Genomic DNA, 17,219 nt, shown 5'->3' with positions numbered 1-17,219 from the left:
AAGCGGCTTTTTTAATGGGGGGCATTTAAACAGCAAGAGGGCTTCTGGCTTAGCCCTGAATCCCGGCCTCGGCACGGACACCTAGGGTATGGCAAATCGCATAGGTCAACTCAGCGCGGTTCAGGGTATAGAAATGGAAGTCCTTAACGCCTTCACGGCTCAATACACGCACCATATCTATCGCATTACTGGCACCGACCATCTGGCGGCTCAGCAAATCATCATCAAGCCCCTGGTATTGCTTCTCAAGCCAGCCCGGGATCTTCACGTTATTCGCCAACGCAAAGCGCTTGGCCTGGGTCATGTTGGAAACAGGTAAGATGCCCGGCACGATCTCAACATCAATCCCGGCTGCCACACAACGGTCGCGGAATCGCAGGTAGCTTTCAACATCAAAAAAGAACTGGGTAATTGCTCGGCAGGCCCCGGCATCGACCTTGCGCTTTAGGTTAATCAAATCGGCCTGGGCACTTTTCGCCTCAGGATGAACCTCCGGGTATGCGGCAACCGAAATATCAAAGTCGGCCTCTTTGCGCAGCAGCTCTACCAAGTCTGCGGCATACATCTCAGGTTTCACCCCTTTTTCAGGCAAGTCGCCACGCAATGCAACGATATCGCGGATCCCATTGTTCCAGTAATCGCGGGCAATGGTACGTAGCTCATCACGTGTTGCATCAATACAGGTCAGGTGCGGTGCCGCCACTAGGCCGGTCTGATCTTTTATATCTTTGATGATCGAGTGAGTACGGTCCCGCTCACCAGAGTTTGCACCGTAGGTCACTGACACAAACTTTGGCTGCAATGTTTTCAGGCGGTGAATAGAATTCCATAGGGTTTGTTCCATTTGCTCAGAGCTTGGCGGAAAAAATTCAAATGAAACATTGATGTCACCATTGATATCGGCGATGTTCTGGTTAAGCGCATCTAAGTGACTTGCGTGTGAATACCCCATAGTCTATTCCTTTCTGTTCCGGCCCCTGGCCTGCTCCCTAAATGGTGACGCCATTAAATAACCGTTTAGACGTCTATATGTCTCCAGAATGTCTTGTAACCAATTTAATGTCAACAAAGTGAACATGAATATTTCTCAAGTTCATATTGCATGATCTTCAACTTAACCGACATCGACCAAATAAGCAAAAACCCGCAAAATGCGGGTTTTCCATGCTAGGTTAGTGATTAGCTCTGGATAACTTTCTAGTAACAGTGGTTTGCACCAACATCATCTAGCCTAGCTATTACCATCATCTTTATTTACACCCGCTACAGCATCGCCGCCAGCCGGTTAATATCAGACAATAATGCGCCCGCCGTGACATCCCGTCCCGCGCCAGGGCCCCGGATCACTAGCGGGTTATCACGATACCAGCGACTTTCGATGGCAAAAATATTGTCACATGGCAACAGGTTCGCTAATGCATGTTCCGGCAGTAAGGCTTCAACACCGACCGCCGCCTTGCCGTTCTTATCGAGGCGGGCAACATAGCGTAGGACCTTGCCTTCCTTCTGGGCTTTAGCCAAACGCTCGTTGAGCAGTTCATCCAATACGTCAGCCTGCTCAAAAAAGCCATCCAGTGTCAGCGGCGCCAGCTCCTCAGGAACCAGGGATTCAACCTTGACCTGCTCAGGCTCGAGGTCCAGGCCGGACTCTCGGGCTAGGATCACCAGCTTGCGCATCACATCGCTGCCATCCAGATCTTGGCGGGGATCCGGCTCTGTCAGCCCCTGCTGCCAGGCTTGCTCTATAAGTTGGGAAAACGGCAGCGAGCCATCAAACTGCTGGAATAACCACGACAGCGTACCGGAGAAGATCCCCGAGAGGGCAATGATATCGTCACCACTCTCGCGCAAGTCACGCACGGTGTGGTTTACCGGCAACCCGGCACCGACCGTGGCGTTATACAGCCAATGACGGCTACTTTTGGCAAAAGCATCCTGTACCGTATGATAATCCCGCCCCGAGGCAGAGCCTGCCACCTTGTTGGCCGAAATCAAATGCAAACCACTTTCCGCGATCTGTGGGTATTTTGCCGCCAGCTCGGCACTGGCCGTAACGTCCAGCACCACCACATCGTCATATGGGTGTGCAGATAACACACTAAGCAGCTCCCCCTCAGCAGAGTCGACGGCCTCATCATCAAATGCCGTCAGCGCCCGGGTGGGCTCCAGCCCCTGAAAATCAATCCAGTGTCGGCTGCTGTCTGCCACTCCCACTAAGGTAAAACTCATACCGTGGCGTTTTTCCAGCTGCTCTTTTTCACGCTCAAACAGCTCCAGCCAACGGCTACCAATATTGCCTTTGCCACAGAGTACTAGGCCGATACGCTTCTGGGCCTGGAACAGGCTCTGGTGGACCTGCTCAATCAAAGGAGCAGTATCGACCTTGCGCAGCACTGCTACCAGGCTCAAACCCGACTCTAACTCGGTCGTAAACTCAACAGGCTGATTCTTAAGCTGATGATAAAACCCATAGCAATGCACCGGGTTGTTAACAACCCCTGCACCAACGGCAGCGACGATAGCGAAACCATCACGAAGGCGAAGCTCTGCTGTGATACCGCTGTCTTGCAGCAATGCCAGCACACCGTTGACCACCTCACCGGTGTAAGCCAGCTGGATACGCCCCTTATCAGTTTCGACACACTGGGCCAGCGGCTGTAGCTGGGCCCGCTGCAAGGTCCGCTCCAGTTCACCCAGGATCGGCTCAAAATCATGGGATCGTGCAACATCCAATTCAATCAGGCAGACATCATCAAGCGAGGTAATGATCTTGGCACCGCGGCCCGAAGCCAGTACCCGCTCAACCCGCGTCGAACCCGATTCAGGCTGATGGCTGCAGCGCAAGGTTAAGTCAATCGCACTCTGGGCGACCGGCTGCAAGGTCCGGCTATGAAGCACTGGTGCCGCCAGCCTGGCTAGCTCACTAGCCTCGTCCAGGCGTAGCAGCGGCAACAGGCACGCATCCCCTACTTTGCGTGGATCGGCACTGTATACCCCGGCAACATCACTCCAGATAGTGACCCTCGACACTTCTGCCAACGCCCCAATGACTGTCGCGGAATAATCCGAACCGTTACGTCCCAGCAACACGGTTTCACCCACCTGGTTACGTGCCATAAAGCCAGTGATCACCATGCGATGCTGGCTGTGCTGGGCCAGCTGCGCTTTTAGCAGCGGCCAAGACAGGGCTCGGTCAACCTCTGGCTGGGCAGCTCGCTCAGCCCGGAGGAACTCGCGTGAATCGAGGTAGGTTGCTGGCATCGCCTGCTGCCCAAGCAACGTCGCCAACAAGCGTGCCGACCATAGTTCACCATGCCCTAGAATAGTGGCAATCGAGGCTTCATCCAGGCCTTGCTCGCCCAGTTTAGTCAATTCACTGAGCTCAAGGTGGAGCTGGGTCTGCAGCTCATCAGCCTCTGTACCGGTTAAGAGCTCGCTAATCAGCTCCTGCTGAAAACAACGCAGTTCCTGCAGGGCTTCATGGGCCTGGCGGCCATCCTTGCCTAGCAGCTCGACCCAGGAGATCAGGCTATTGGTGGTTTTGCCTGCCGCTGAAACGACAATCAGATCATCGCTGTTGGAATGTTCCTGCAATATTTCCGCCACCCGGCGGTAGCAATCAGGATCGGCCAGGCTGCTGCCACCAAATTTATGTAGCTGACGTTGAACAGGTTGGCTCATTCGGTTACCTCCGCGGCTTTATTGAAGGCCTGATCTAAATCGGCAATCAGATCGCTTGGGTCTTCAAGGCCTACCGAGAGGCGCAGTAATGACGGCTTGATCCCGGCTTCTGCCTGCGCTTCATCAGACATCGCGCGATGGGTCATACTCGCCGGGTGGGCTATCAGACTTTCCGTCCCCCCTAGGGATTCCGCCAGTGAAAAACAACTCAATCCGGCGACAAACACCTCTAGCTGGCGATAGCTGCCGGCCAGCTCAAAACTGAGCATAGAGCCAAATCCTTTTTGCTGTTTAATGGCTATCTCATGACCGGGATGCTCGGGCTGGCTCGGGTGGTATATCTGGCCAACCAATGGCTGGGTCTGCAAATAGGCCAGTACCTGAGCGCTATTTTCCTCGTGCATTTTCATTCGCGGAGCCAGCGTACGCAGCCCGCGCAACGTCAGGTAGGCATCAAACGGTGCACCAGTCGCCCCAATACAGTTTGCCCACCAGGCGATATTCTCGGCCTGCTCAGCATCTTGGGAAATCAGCACCCCGCCCACCACATCAGAATGACCGTTGATGTATTTGGTGGTCGAGTGGACAACAAAATCAGCCCCCAGGGCTATCGGTTGCTGCAAAATTGGCGACAGGAAGGTGTTATCAACCGCCACCAAGGCACCAACTTGCTTGGCTTTTTCGCACAATTCGGCCACATCAACGACCCGGAGCAGAGGGTTCGACGGGGTTTCAACCCACACCAGCTTGGGCTTTTTCGCCAGGGCCGCTGCCAGTGTTGCCGGATCAGCCTGATCGATAAATTCGACCCTGAAGTCACCTTTTCCTGCCCGAGTGTTGAACAGGCGGTAGGTTCCGCCATAGCAATCATGCGGGGCAATCACTAAATCTTCCGGCCCCAGCAGCGCGGAAGCCAACAAGTTAATGGCTGCCGTACCACAACTGGTGACGACACCGCCCGCTCCCCCTTCTAGCTCAGACAAGGCATCAGCAAGCATATTTCGGGTCGGGTTGCCAGAACGTGAATAATCATATTGAGGAAGCTCACCCAGTTGTGGGAAGCTATAGGTCGAGGTCAGATAAATAGGCGGAACAACAGCATTATGCTGAGTATCTGATTCAATACCGGTACGAACGGCGACGGTGGCAAGCTTCTTGTCACTCATAATTACTTTCCTTGTCTGGGGGGCAAGCCCTGCTTTCGAATAACTTTTAATCACCAACATTAACCACAATCAACAGGGACGTCAACACTTCTAGACGTCTATATGTCTTTGCTTATGGCAGTAAATCCCGCTAAAATTCCCCCATATTATATTTATTGAATCCAACATCGCTGAGAAGGTAAAAAATGGCAGAGTGGAATGGCGAATACATTAGCCCATATGCGGAGCACGGTAAGAAAAACGAACAAGTAAAGAAAATCACCGTTTCGATTCCATTAAAGGTACTCAAAATCCTGACTGACGAGCGTACCCGCCGTCAGGTTAACAACCTGCGTCACGCAACCAACAGTGAACTGTTGTGTGAAGCATTCCTGCATGCCTACACCGGCCAGCCGCTGCCGACTGACGATGACATCCGGAAAGATCGCCCGGATGACCTGCCGGCAGAAGCCAAAGAGCTGATGGAAGAAATGGGCATTAAATACGAAGACATCAACGAGTAAAGCTCGCCTTTCTATAGCCTGCCACTTTCAGACATAAAAAAACCAGCCCGGAGGCTGGTTTTTCAGTATCTCAAATATGCGATGGCTTATTTGTCATCCATATAACCGATAGGCATCTCAATCTGTGCCACACCTGAATCAACCGCCGCCTGGGCAACCGCTTTGGCAACACGAGGAAGCAAGCGAGGATCCATTGGCTTCGGAATGATGTAATCAGCACCGAATTCCAACTTGTCGGCACCCGCAGCAGTCACAACTTCAGTCGGCACCGGCTCTTTTGCCAGTTCACGGATCGCGTGAACGGCCGCCAGTTTCATGTCATCATTAATTTCGCTAGCACGAACATCCAGTGCACCACGGAAAATGAACGGGAAACAAATCACATTGTTAACCTGGTTCGGGTAGTCAGAACGGCCTGTACCCATGATCAGATCATCACGTACTGCGTGGGCCAGCTCAGGCTTAATTTCAGGATCCGGGTTCGAACAGGCAAATACCACAGGCTTATCTGCCATTAGTCCAAGCGCTTCCGGGGTCAGTAGGTTAGGACCTGAAACACCGACAAAGATATCAGCTCCTTCGATCACATCTTCCAGCGTACGCTTGTCAGTATTGTTAGCAAACAGCTGCTTATATTCATTGATGTCATCACGACGGGTATGGATCACACCTTTGCGGTCCAGCATGTAGATTTTCTCACGCTGGGCGCCACATTTGATCAGCAGCTCCATACAAGCGACAGCTGCAGCGCCAGCCCCTAGGCAGACAATCACCGACTCGCTGATGTCTTTACCCTGGATCTCAAGGGCATTCAGCATTCCCGCAGCTGTTACGATGGCTGTACCATGCTGATCATCGTGGAAAACAGGGATCGCGCAACGCTCAATCAGGCGCTTTTCAATTTCAAAACAATCAGGTGCCTTGATATCTTCCAGGTTAATACCACCAAACGTATCAGCAATGTTTGCCACCGTATCAACAAACTCATCAATGGAACGGTGCTTCACTTCAATATCGATAGAGTCCAAACCGGCAAAACGCTTGAATAGTAGCGATTTACCTTCCATAACCGGCTTAGAAGCCAGAGGACCAAGGTTACCTAGGCCCAGGATTGCAGTACCGTTGGTGATCACGGCAACCATGTTGCCTTTACCAGTGTACTTATAAACGTTTTCAGCGTTTTGCGCGATCTCTCGCACAGGCTCTGCGACACCAGGGCTGTAAGCCAAAGCAAGATCTTCAACCGTATTAGCCGGTTTGGTGAGTGAAATTTCGGTTTTACCTGGTACAGGGTATGCGTGATAGTGAAGTGCTTGTTGGCGAAAATCTTCAGACATAGTGGTCTTGATCCTGAATGAAAATGATGTTCAGTACGGTATTGGGAGGTAGATCATATTCTATAGCGATACAAAATCCTAGCTCAGCAACGCTGGTCGAGCCAATAAATCCCCACCTGAATACTCAGGTATAGCGTATTTATGATCCAACAACAGAAAAATGGGTAGGAAACGTGCTACTTGATGCGCAAAGCGTTCAGAAAGGAAAGAGTATAAAGGAGAAAATGCTAAATGGTGAAAAGCGTATCAATCATTACCTGCAGATAAAAAAAGGGATGCTTGCGCATCCCTTTTTCGGAATTCATCTGGCAATTACTTGCTAGAAAGCGCACCGAAACGCTTGTTGAACTTGTCGATACGGCCGCCAGTGTTAACCTGACGCTGCTTACCTGTGTAGAAAGGGTGGCACTTGTCGCATACATCAAGGTTGATGTCTTTACCCATAGTAGAGTTAAATACGAAAGTGTTGCCGCAAGAACATTTAGCGTTCACTGCTGTGTATTCTGGGTGAATACCTTGTTTCATGGGATAACCTCAAAGCTAAGGCCGTGTCGCTCTCCCGATCCAAAGCCGGGCACCACACGCGTTAATAACAGTATAACGTCTGGCTGCCAGCAAGCTGACGCCAATACGATAAATTAGGCGACGTATAGTAATCAATCGCGTCGTCCAGATCAACCAATGCGCTCCTTTTTTCACCGCTTTGCCGCCCGCTGCCGGGCAATGTACACTTCCTTATCTTAGTATATGCGGATTATGCGGTTTGTTATGACGCCCAACATTGCCCGAGTGGCCCTTCCTGTCCCCTTGGATAAACAGTTCGATTATCTGATCAAGCCTGACCACTCCCCCGTTATCGGTGGCCGGGTACGGGTCCCCTTTGGTCGCCAGCAGTTGGTCGGCCTCGTTATGGCAATCACCGATCAATCGGATTTCCCGCTCAATCAGCTTAAAGCCATCAATGCCGTCCTCGACAACGAGCCTCTGTGGCAGCCGCCATTGTTTGGCCTGCTCACCTGGGCCAGTAGTTATTACCAGTATCCGCTCGGCGACACCCTAGCCAATGCCATGCCGACGTTATTGCGCAAAGGCCGTGCAGCCTCACCTGCCAGCCTGAAAATGTGGCAACTCACGGAAACCGGCCGCGATCAGCCACTGGCTTCGCTAAGCCGTGCTCCGCGCCAAGCCCAGGTACTCAACACCTTGCGTCATGGCAAGACCAGTCACGAGAGCCTGCTGGCCGATGAAGTCAGTTCGGCAACCTTGAAAACCCTGTGCGACAAAGGCTGGATTGAAGCGACTGAAGAACAGCCAAGTACCGTTGACTGGCAACGCGATTTTGCCATCACCGAAGAAAAGCCAAAGCTCAATGACGAGCAGGCATTGGCGGTCGCTACCATCAATGCCAACCCGGCGTTTGGCTGCTACCTGCTCGAAGGGGTGACCGGCTCGGGTAAAACCGAAGTCTACCTTAACCTGCTCGAGCCCGTACTGGCGGCCGGTAAGCAGGCATTGATCCTGGTGCCGGAGATCGGCCTGACCCCGCAAACCATCAACCGCTTCCGCCGCCGTTTCAATGTACCGCTGGAAACAGTCCACTCGGGCCTCAATGACACCGAACGGTTGTCTTCCTGGCTGGCTGGGCGCGATAACCAGGCGGGGATCATTATTGGCACCCGTTCTGCGCTGTTCACGCCATTTCGCAACCTCGGTATCATCATTGTCGACGAAGAGCATGATGCCTCCTACAAACAGCAGGACAGCCTGCGCTACCACGCCCGGGATCTGGCTGTCATGCGGGCCAACCGGGAAGATATCCCGGTGATCCTAGGCTCGGCCACACCGGCACTGGAAAGCCTGCACAATGCCAGAACCGGAAAATACCACCACCTGACGCTCACCCGCCGGGCGGGCAACGCCCAGCTGGCCCGACACGGGGTACTGGATGTCAAAGGCCTCTACCTTGAAGCCGGACTCTCTGCGCCATTGATAGCCCGGATGCGCAAGCACCTCGAAGCCGGTAACCAGGTGATGCTGTTTCTCAACCGCCGCGGCTATTCACCAGCCATCATCTGCCACGAGTGCGGCTGGCTGGCTGAATGCAAGCGCTGTGATGCTTACTACACCTTCCACCAGCAATCAGGAGAACTGCGCTGTCACCACTGCGCTACCCAGCGCCCGGTGATGCCGCAATGCGGCAATTGCGGCTCGACCCAGCTCAATGCCGTCGGGGTCGGTACCGAGCAACTGGAACAACAGCTAGCGACCCTGTTCCCCGAGTACAAAACCGTGCGGATTGACCGCGACAGTACCCGCCGCAAAGGCAGCCTGGAAAACTACCTTGAAGCGATCAAAAACAATGAATACCAGATCCTAATCGGCACCCAGATGCTGGCCAAGGGACACCACTTCCCGGATGTCACCCTGGTCAGCCTGATCGATGTCGACAGTGCCCTGTTCAGTAATGACTTCCGGGCATCCGAGCGCCTGGCCCAGTTATTCGTCCAGGTAGCCGGGCGGGCAGGCAGGGCTAGCAAACCCGGCGAGGTTGTCTTGCAGACCCATCATCCTGAACATGCCTTGCTCCAGGCTTTGTTGCATAAAGGTTATGATCAGTTCGCCATCAGCGCCCTCAACGAGCGCAAGCAGGCCTTTTTGCCGCCCTACACTTATTTGACCCTGTTCCGCGCAGAAGCAAACAGTAGTGACCAGGTTGAGCAGTTTTTACAGCAAGTTCGCGGCATTTTCGAATCCAGCCCGCTGTATAACCAGGATACCCTGGTCATGGGCCCCAACCCCGCCCCGCTATCACGTCGTGCTGGCCGCTATCGCTGGCAGTTACTGGTCCAGGCTCCGGATCGCAAAACCCTGCAGCGAATGCTAGTGATCGCCAAACCGGCCATCCAGTTGCTCCCCCTGGCACGAAAAGTCAGGTGGTCGATGGATGTCGAACCACAGGATTTAACTTAAAATGAACAATGCGACACACGTCACACCTTGAATGTAATTTATGCTATTTTGAGCATGTTTAATCCCCAGCAGAGCGCCTACAATAATAGGCTCGCTGGTATAGGTATCTGCCCGGTTTGGCTATGATCCTCCGGCAATTATGAGAGAAATATAATATAGAGAGGAACTGCAAATATGGCGACAATGAAGGATGTTGCCCAGCTCGCCGGCGTCTCAACAGCCACGGTCTCCCGTGCCTTGATGAACCCGGAAAAAGTGTCGGCCTCAACCCGGAAAAAGGTTGAGCAAGCCGTCATGGATGCTGGCTATTCCCCAAATTCACTGGCTAGAAATCTTCGTCGCAACGAATCAAAAACCATTGTCACTATCGTGCCGGATATCTGTGATCCTTACTTTACAGAGATCATCCGGGGTATCGAGGAAGCCGCCATGGAGCATGGCTACCTGGTACTGCTCGGTGACAGCGGGCAGCAAAAAACCCGCGAGAACTCATTCGTCAACCTGGTCTTTACCAAGCAGGCAGACGGTATGTTGCTACTCGGTACCGATCTGCCGTTTGATGTTAGCAAGCCGGAACAAAAAAACCTGCCGCCAATGGTCATGGCCTGTGAGTTTGCCCCGGAACTCGAACTGCCAACGGTGCATATCGACAACCTCACGGCAGCATTTGAAGCGGTCAACTACCTGACCCAGATGGGCCACAAACGTATTGCTCAGATTTCCGGCCCGGATACGGCAGCACTATGCCAGTTCCGCTCACAAGGCTACCAGCAGGCACTTCGCCGTGCCGGCGTCGAGCTGAACCCGGCCTATACCGTCAAAGGGGATTTTACCTTTGCTGCCGGAGCCCGCGCCGTAACAGCGCTGTTGTCATTGCCTGAGCCGCCAACCGCCTTGCTGAGCCACAGCGACGTCATGGCTATCGGTGCCATGCAGCAGGCCAAGCGTTTAGGCTTCCGGGTGCCACAAGATATATCGATTGTCGGTTTCGATGACATTCAGTTTGCCGAATACTGCGATCCACCGCTAACAACGGTTTCCCAGCCGCGCTACGAAATTGGCCGCCAATCGATGTTAATGTTACTTGAGATCCTCAAGGGCAAAGATATCTCGTCAGGGTCTCGCCTACTCGATGCCAAGCTGGTGATCCGCGAAAGTGCCGCACCACCAGCAAATTAATCCACAAGCCCCCTTTCAGTGAGCTTATGATTTGGGTATAAGCTCACAAAATTCACTTAATTTAGTGCAACCATTTCCTCCAGATCTGATCACGACACTAGTCAGCTCCAGCGCAACTTTGTAACATAGCGAGAATTGTTATTCCCGTTGTGTTTATCCTTACTGTGGCCACCAAAGATTATGTAAAGCGCGGACGCTCGCCCAAAAAGCCAGCTCGCAACACTCGTAAAGCCCCACCTACCGGTGGCTTCCCGATCAAATGGGCATTCATTGCGCTGTGCCTTGTCAGTGCACTCGGTTATGGCCTGTTTTTTCTGTCAACAAGCCCGGCTCCCGAGCCTGAAACCGTTCAACCAAAACCCGTACCCAAGCCACAGCCAAAACCTAAGGTTAAGCCACAGGAAAAATCCCTGCCGCCAAAGCCGGAAGAAAAGTGGCGTTATATTGAAGAGCTGGAAAACAAGGAAGTCCAGGTTGAAACCAAGCAAGAGCAGCAGCCTAGCCGCCCATACCTGATGCAGTGTGGTGCCTACCGCAGCCAAGACCAGGCCGAACAACGCAAGGCCATGATCGCTTTCCAGGGGCTGACCAGCCAGATCAAGATCAGCCAGGGTGAAAAAGGCAACTGGTATCGGGTGATCCTTGGCCCTTATCCGCAAAAACGCAAAGCCGAGAGTGACCGCAACATGCTGCGCCGGGCCGGTATCGAACCTTGTGCGATCTGGTTCTGGGAATAAACCTACGGTCCCGAGCCATCGGCTAACGACACAGAAAAAGAAAAGGATGCAATCGCATCCTTTTCTTTTTCCGCGAGTGATACCTTGAAAAAATAAATCCTCATCCCCAGATAAACAATAATACCGATACCGGCACAGGCCGGAGAGAATCAAAGAGGTAAAACCGTGACAACTATCGTATCTGTACGTCGAAACGGTAAAGTCGTTATCGCTGGTGATGGTCAGGTTTCCCTGGGCAATACCGTTATGAAAGGTAACGCTCGCAAAGTGCGCCGTTTATACAACAACAAAGTTCTTGCAGGCTTTGCCGGCGGCACGGCTGATGCCTTCACCCTATTCGAGCGTTTCGAGCGCAAGCTGGAAATGCACCAAGGCCACCTTCTCAAGTCAGCGGTGGAACTGGCCAAAGACTGGCGTACCGATCGTATGCTACGCAAGCTAGAGGCCCTATTGGCTGTTGCCGATGAAACCGGCTCGTTGATCATCACAGGTAACGGTGATGTGGTGCAGCCAGAACATGATCTGATTGCTATCGGCTCCGGTGGTAACTTTGCTCAGGCCGCAGCGACTGCCCTGCTTGAGAACACGGATCTTAGCGCCCGTGAAATAGCGGAAAAGTCACTGAACATTGCTGGTGATATCTGCGTCTTCACCAACCACCACCATACAATCGAAGAGCTTGATACCAAGTAAGGAAGCCGTAATGTCTGAGATGACTCCTCGCGAAATCGTTCATGAGCTTGATCGTCATATTATCGGTCAAGACAACGCCAAGCGCGCTGTGGCGATTGCCCTGCGTAACCGCTGGCGCCGCATGCAGCTTCCTGAAGAGCTGCGTGTTGAGGTAACCCCAAAAAACATCCTGATGATTGGCCCAACAGGTGTCGGCAAGACTGAAATTGCCCGTCGCCTGGCCAAACTGGCAAACGCGCCATTTATCAAGGTTGAAGCGACCAAATTCACCGAAGTGGGCTACGTCGGTAAAGAAGTAGAAACCATCATCCGTGATCTAACAGATGTCGCGGTGAAAATGACCCATCAGCAGGCAATGGAAAAAGTCCGTTTCCGCGCTGAAGAGCTGGCCGAAGACCGTATTTTAGATATTCTGCTACCACCGGCACGTGATGCCTGGGGCCAGAACGAAGAAGCAGATAGCAGCTCAACGGCTCGCCAGTCTTTCCGCAAAAAACTGCGTGAAGGCAAGCTGGACGACAAAGAGATCGAAATCGAAGTGGCAGCACCGCAGATGGGTGTCGAGATCATGGCTCCTCCGGGTATGGAAGACATGACCAACCAGCTCCAGGGCATGTTCCAAAACCTTGCTGGCAACACCACCAAAAAGCGCAAGATGAAAATCAAAGACGCAATGAAGGCGGCAACGGAGGAAGAAGCGGCGAAACTGGTTAACCAGGAAGAGCTGAAAGAGCAGGCAATCTTTGCAGTTGAAAACAACGGCATCGTGTTCCTCGACGAAATCGACAAAATCTGCAAACGCGGTGAATCATCCGGCCCTGATGTGTCTCGCGAAGGGGTTCAGCGTGACTTGCTACCATTGGTAGAAGGCAGCACAGTATCAACCAAGCACGGGATGGTAAAAACTGACCATATCCTCTTTGTTGCATCAGGTGCATTCCAGGTAGCGAAACCGTCTGATCTGATCCCTGAATTGCAGGGCCGCCTACCGATCCGTGTTGAGCTGGAACCCCTAACCAGCAGCGACTTCAAGCGTATTCTTACCGAGCCGAACGCATCGCTGACTGAACAGTACCAAGCGCTGATGGCAACGGAATCTGTCGATATCGAATTCACCGAAGACGGGATCAACAAGCTGGCCGATGCAGCCTGGCAGGTTAACGAGCGTACCGAAAATATCGGTGCCCGCCGCCTGCACACGGTCATGGAACGCCTGATGGAAGAGCTTTCTTTTGATGCCACCGAGAAATCAGGCGATAAGCTGATCATTGATGAGGCTTATGTCAACGAACGCCTCGGCGAGCTGGTTGAAGATGAAGATTTGAGCCGCTTTATCCTTTAAGCCTCAGTCATCAATTTAACCTATACCAACTATCGAAACGGTGCCCTTGGGTACCGTTTTTTTGTTCTTGAACAAACATTATCGCGATAAAGTTGCCCATCTCTGTGTTTACGCCATAATACCTCTTCGACTGATCCCGAAATAAGCACACTATGAATTCATCTTCACTCGCAATCTGGCTCGATGCTGCAAGACCCAAAACCTTGCCATTGGCCATCGCATCTATTGTATGTGGTAGTGCAGTCGCAGGATGGCAAGGAAGTTTTTCTGCTTTAGTCGCAGGCCTGGCCCTGCTGACCGCGCTCCTACTCCAGATCCTGTCAAATCTGGCCAACGACTATGGTGATGCCGTCAAAGGCACGGACAACGAACACCGCCTTGGCCCGCAGCGTGCCATTCAATCCGGCCTGGTAACGCCAGCGGCGATGCGCAACGCTATGATCCTCAATATTATTCTGACCATATTCAGTGGGCTGAGCCTGATCTTTATCGCCTGTAATAATCTTCAGGATATGTTTGGCTTTATGCTGCTTGGCCTGATGGCAATTGCCGCCTCTATCGCCTATACCGTGGGTAACAAACCCTATGGCTACCGCGGTTTGGGCGATCTTTCGGTACTGATGTTCTTTGGCTGGCTCGGGGTTGCCGGTACCTATTACCTACAAGCCGGGCAGATCGATTCTATCATTATGCTGCCCGCCACAGCCTGCGGCCTGCTCGCCGTTGGTGTTTTAAATATCAACAATCTACGTGACATTGATAATGACCGAGCATGCGGTAAGCTCACCCTGGCCGTGCGTATGGGGCCTGACTGGGGGCGCAAATACCACTTGTTTCTGCTGGCTGGCAGCATACTCTGCCTGGCACTCTTTGCGGCAATAGAGCTGCACTCCCCGTTTGGCTGGCTGTTTGCCCTGAGTGCACCTTTATTGTTTAAGCACGGCAAACAGGTATTCCAATCTGCTGATGGTGCCGCCCTGCGTCCCATGATGGCCACAATGGTAAAATGTGCCCTGCTCACCAACCTGCTGTTTGCTGCCGGCGTGGTACTTGCTGCGTCATAGTAAGGTCCTTGCTAATTTGGCCCCGCTTTGTGAGGGCCATTATTGCAATGCCTTACTGACTGGTTATACTTTCAACAGGTTATAAGGCAGCCAACGGCGGATCATCTCTCAGCAGGCTGTGAACCAACCCTTTTCTATTGCCACAAGAAGAAGCGAACTTATGGAATATAATACGTCCGAACTATGCGATATTTACCTCGACCAGGTCGATGTTGTTGAGCCAATGTTCAGTTCTTATGGCGGCCGCAGCTCATTTGGCGGCCAGGTAACCACCATTAAGTGCTTTGAAGATAACGGCCTGATCCGTGAGGTACTGCAACAGTCCGGTGTGGGCCGTGTACTACTGATCGATGGCGGGGGCTCGTTGCGGCGCGCACTGGTTGATGCCGATGTCGCTCAACTTGCTGCCAGCAATGAATGGGAAGGGTTAATTGTCTACGGCTGCGTACGCCATGTTGATGAGCTAGACGAGCTGGAAATCGGCATTCAAGCGATGGCTTCAACCCCGGTAGGCGCCGATCAGCAAGGTATCGGTGAAGTAGATGTTGCCGTTAATTTTGGCGGTGTCACCTTCCTCCCGGAAGACCACATCTATGCCGACAGCACAGGGGTCATCCTTTCACCAGAACCACTCGATATCGAGTGATCCTGGAGCCGGATCCCAGGGTAGCCCCGGTAAAAACCGGCACAATATCATCCAGATAAAAAACAGAGCCAAAAGGCTCTGCTTTTTATTCTACATGATCCATCTTACCTAGCAGGTTACGTACACGATCCTGCCACGCCTGGTGATCATTACGTAACTTCTCATTATCTTGTTCCAGCACTTCACGGCCTGTACGTAGCTCCTGAGCTTCAGTCGACAGGCTATCGTTTTGTTCTTTTAGTTCTTCAATTTCCATTTGCAACAGGGAAATTGTATCAACAGCCATTTGTACTTTGGCTTCTAGCTTTTCCAACATTTCTAATGACATATTGTTCACCTGATCTCAGCCTATCCTTCTCACCTTAAACCGTTAAGGTAATATCCCACAGGCATGTTTACATTACTGTTGCCCCTATTCTAACGGGGCTGCCGCCTTCTAGCATCTACAAATCCACCGCTTTGCAACAAATGAGTGAATTTTGCACAAATCTGATGGTAATTTTGCTTACCGCCTGCTAGAAGCCACGCAGTATCCTCGCCAACTCCGATTTTCATATCCCTGTCAGCCTTGCTGGGACTGTTTTTTTCCTCACAATGCAGAGGAACTAAGCAAATACTCCGAGATACATGCATTGAGCACAATAGAATGCTTAGAATTGCGATCTAACTCTATTTTAATGCAGGGTTGCCATGCTAATTTTTATCTTGATCGTATCTCTCTTGGAGTTATCCAAGAATTTGCCCCTCTGGCACATCCGACCTTCTCAAGGTCGGATTTTTTATCTCAAAATCAAAGCTTTACATTAAAAACTCACACACCAATAATCACTTGATTGCACTGCACAGTTCAAAACTCGATCTCGTTCAAAAAAAACGCAATCGCTTGCGCGAACGCGCGAGTTCGAACTAATTCTATGCTCGAACGCACAGTTTTTATTCTGTAACATTTTAATTACGAACAAAACGAGTACATTAAGAACACATAAAAGATATAACAATAATACCCCTACAACATAAGACAAAAGGACTGAAAAATGACTTCTCCGAAACAACATACGCTGCTTGGCGAATGTATCGCTGAGTTTATAGGGACAGGGCTGTTGATTTTCTTCGGTGTTGGCTGTGTTGCCGCACTGGTACTGACCGGTGCTGAATTCGGCCAGTGGGAAATCAGCATCATGTGGGGCTTGGGAGTGGCAATTGCTATCTATTGTACGGCAGGTGTCTCCGGTGCCCACATTAACCCTGCGGTGACCATTGCCCTGGCTCTCTTCCATGGTTTTGACAAGCGCAAAGTTGCTCCTTATATTGCCGCTCAAATGCTAGGCGCATTCTGTACTGCCGCTCTAATTTACACACTATACAGCAACCTGTTCACCGAATTTGAAGCCGCTAACCAGATCGTTCGTGGCAGCGAAGCAAGTCTGGCAACTGCCGGCATCTTCTCGACCTACCCACATGCAGCCCTCTCTTTCAGCGGTGCCTTTGCAGTTGAATTTGTAATAACAGCAGTATTAATGTTTGCCATTTTGGCCCTTACTGATGATAAGAACGGTGCCCCTCGCGGCGCAATGGGTCCACTGCTTATCGGTATCTTAATCGCAGTAATCGGCGGCTCGCTAGGTCCACTAACAGGCTTTGCCATGAACCCTGCCCGTGATTTCGGTCCTAAATTCTTTGCCTTTATGGCTGGCTGGGGCGACATGGCACTGACCGGCGGTAAAGACATTCCTTATATGATTGTGCCAATCCTTGCGCCAATCTGCGGTGCCTGTTTCGGTGGCTGGCTATACCCGAAAGCCATCGGTGCCTACCTGCCGGGCAACACTGAAACAGTTGCAGAAGAGCGCGAAAACGCTAGCGACAGTGAAACAGCAAAAGCTTAATTGACTCTCTACCCT

General features: G+C 52.0%; 15 protein-coding genes. 9 read left to right on the top strand and 6 right to left on the bottom strand.

What is annotated here, in order from left to right:
* Positions 1-49: 49 nt before the first annotated feature.
* The 3 genes from metF to AC51G0_RS01080 form a co-directional block, all read right to left on the bottom strand.
* Entirely contained in the window at positions 50-952 is a 903-nt protein-coding gene (gene metF, locus AC51G0_RS01090; protein WP_496300337.1) for a methylenetetrahydrofolate reductase, read from the bottom strand.
* A gap of 311 nt (positions 953-1,263) precedes the next feature.
* A complete protein-coding gene (locus tag AC51G0_RS01085; protein WP_496300336.1) occupies positions 1,264-3,681 on the bottom strand; it encodes a bifunctional aspartate kinase/homoserine dehydrogenase II in 2,418 nt (805 codons plus the stop codon).
* Positions 3,678-4,847 carry an O-succinylhomoserine (thiol)-lyase gene (locus AC51G0_RS01080; protein ID WP_496300335.1) on the bottom strand — a complete coding sequence of 390 codons (1,170 nt, stop codon included), beginning with the start codon at positions 4,845-4,847 and terminating at the stop codon, positions 3,678-3,680. Before AC51G0_RS01080 ends, AC51G0_RS01085 begins: the two co-directional genes overlap by 4 nt.
* Positions 4,848-5,032: 185 nt before the next feature.
* Here AC51G0_RS01080 and metJ point away from each other — a divergent pair, with 185 nt between their 5' ends.
* The gene (gene metJ, locus AC51G0_RS01075; RefSeq protein ID WP_075762976.1) at positions 5,033-5,350 is read left to right on the top strand and encodes a met regulon transcriptional regulator MetJ; all 318 of its coding nucleotides are present in this window, start codon (positions 5,033-5,035) and stop codon (positions 5,348-5,350) included.
* An 86-nt stretch (positions 5,351-5,436) separates the two neighbouring features.
* Here the strand turns inward: metJ and AC51G0_RS01070 are convergent, their stop codons facing one another.
* Together AC51G0_RS01070 and rpmE are read right to left on the bottom strand one after the other, a co-directional pair.
* Positions 5,437-6,687, bottom strand: a complete 1,251-nt coding sequence (locus AC51G0_RS01070) for a malic enzyme-like NAD(P)-binding protein (protein WP_496300334.1) — start codon at positions 6,685-6,687, stop codon at positions 5,437-5,439.
* Positions 6,688-6,999: 312 nt separating this feature from the next.
* Positions 7,000-7,212: a 50S ribosomal protein L31 gene (rpmE, locus tag AC51G0_RS01065; RefSeq protein ID WP_075762978.1), complete on the bottom strand. Its 213-nt coding sequence runs from the start codon at positions 7,210-7,212 to the stop codon at positions 7,000-7,002.
* A 243-nt stretch (positions 7,213-7,455) separates the two neighbouring features.
* Between rpmE and priA the strand changes: the two genes are divergently transcribed.
* From priA to rraA, 7 genes are all read left to right on the top strand, one after another.
* Entirely contained in the window at positions 7,456-9,657 is a 2,202-nt protein-coding gene (priA, locus tag AC51G0_RS01060) for a primosomal protein N' (protein WP_496300333.1), read from the top strand.
* A gap of 174 nt (positions 9,658-9,831) precedes the next feature.
* Complete coding sequence (gene cytR, locus AC51G0_RS01055; protein ID WP_496300332.1) at positions 9,832-10,836, top strand: DNA-binding transcriptional regulator CytR; 1,005 nt, start codon at positions 9,832-9,834, stop codon at positions 10,834-10,836.
* A 164-nt stretch (positions 10,837-11,000) separates the two neighbouring features.
* Positions 11,001-11,573, top strand: coding sequence for an SPOR domain-containing protein (locus AC51G0_RS01050; protein WP_496301832.1), 573 nt, complete (start codon positions 11,001-11,003; stop codon positions 11,571-11,573).
* Positions 11,574-11,738: 165 nt separating this feature from the next.
* Positions 11,739-12,266, top strand: coding sequence for an ATP-dependent protease subunit HslV (gene hslV / locus AC51G0_RS01045; RefSeq protein WP_496300331.1), 528 nt, complete (start codon positions 11,739-11,741; stop codon positions 12,264-12,266).
* 10 nt (positions 12,267-12,276) lie between these two features.
* On the top strand, positions 12,277-13,608 hold the full coding sequence (hslU, locus tag AC51G0_RS01040; RefSeq protein ID WP_496300330.1) for an ATP-dependent protease ATPase subunit HslU: 1,332 nt from the start codon (positions 12,277-12,279) through the stop codon (positions 13,606-13,608).
* A gap of 152 nt (positions 13,609-13,760) precedes the next feature.
* Complete coding sequence (locus tag AC51G0_RS01035) at positions 13,761-14,672, top strand: 1,4-dihydroxy-2-naphthoate polyprenyltransferase (RefSeq protein ID WP_496300329.1); 912 nt, start codon at positions 13,761-13,763, stop codon at positions 14,670-14,672.
* A gap of 160 nt (positions 14,673-14,832) precedes the next feature.
* Positions 14,833-15,318 carry a ribonuclease E activity regulator RraA gene (gene rraA, locus AC51G0_RS01030; RefSeq protein WP_496300328.1) on the top strand — a complete coding sequence of 162 codons (486 nt, stop codon included), beginning with the start codon at positions 14,833-14,835 and terminating at the stop codon, positions 15,316-15,318.
* A gap of 85 nt (positions 15,319-15,403) precedes the next feature.
* Here rraA and zapB read toward each other — a convergent pair whose 3' ends face one another.
* A complete protein-coding gene (gene zapB, locus AC51G0_RS01025) occupies positions 15,404-15,646 on the bottom strand; it encodes a cell division protein ZapB (protein WP_496300327.1) in 243 nt (80 codons plus the stop codon).
* 706 nt (positions 15,647-16,352) lie between these two features.
* Here zapB and AC51G0_RS01020 point away from each other — a divergent pair.
* Positions 16,353-17,204 carry an MIP/aquaporin family protein gene (locus AC51G0_RS01020; protein ID WP_496300326.1) on the top strand — a complete coding sequence of 284 codons (852 nt, stop codon included), beginning with the start codon at positions 16,353-16,355 and terminating at the stop codon, positions 17,202-17,204.
* The last annotated feature ends 15 nt before the right edge of the window (positions 17,205-17,219 follow it).

The sequence above is a fragment of the Photobacterium sp. HL06 genome, assembly GCF_059552575.1.
The sequence above is the reverse complement of the archived record's forward strand: the minus strand, read 5'-3'. Positions and strand labels throughout refer to the sequence as shown.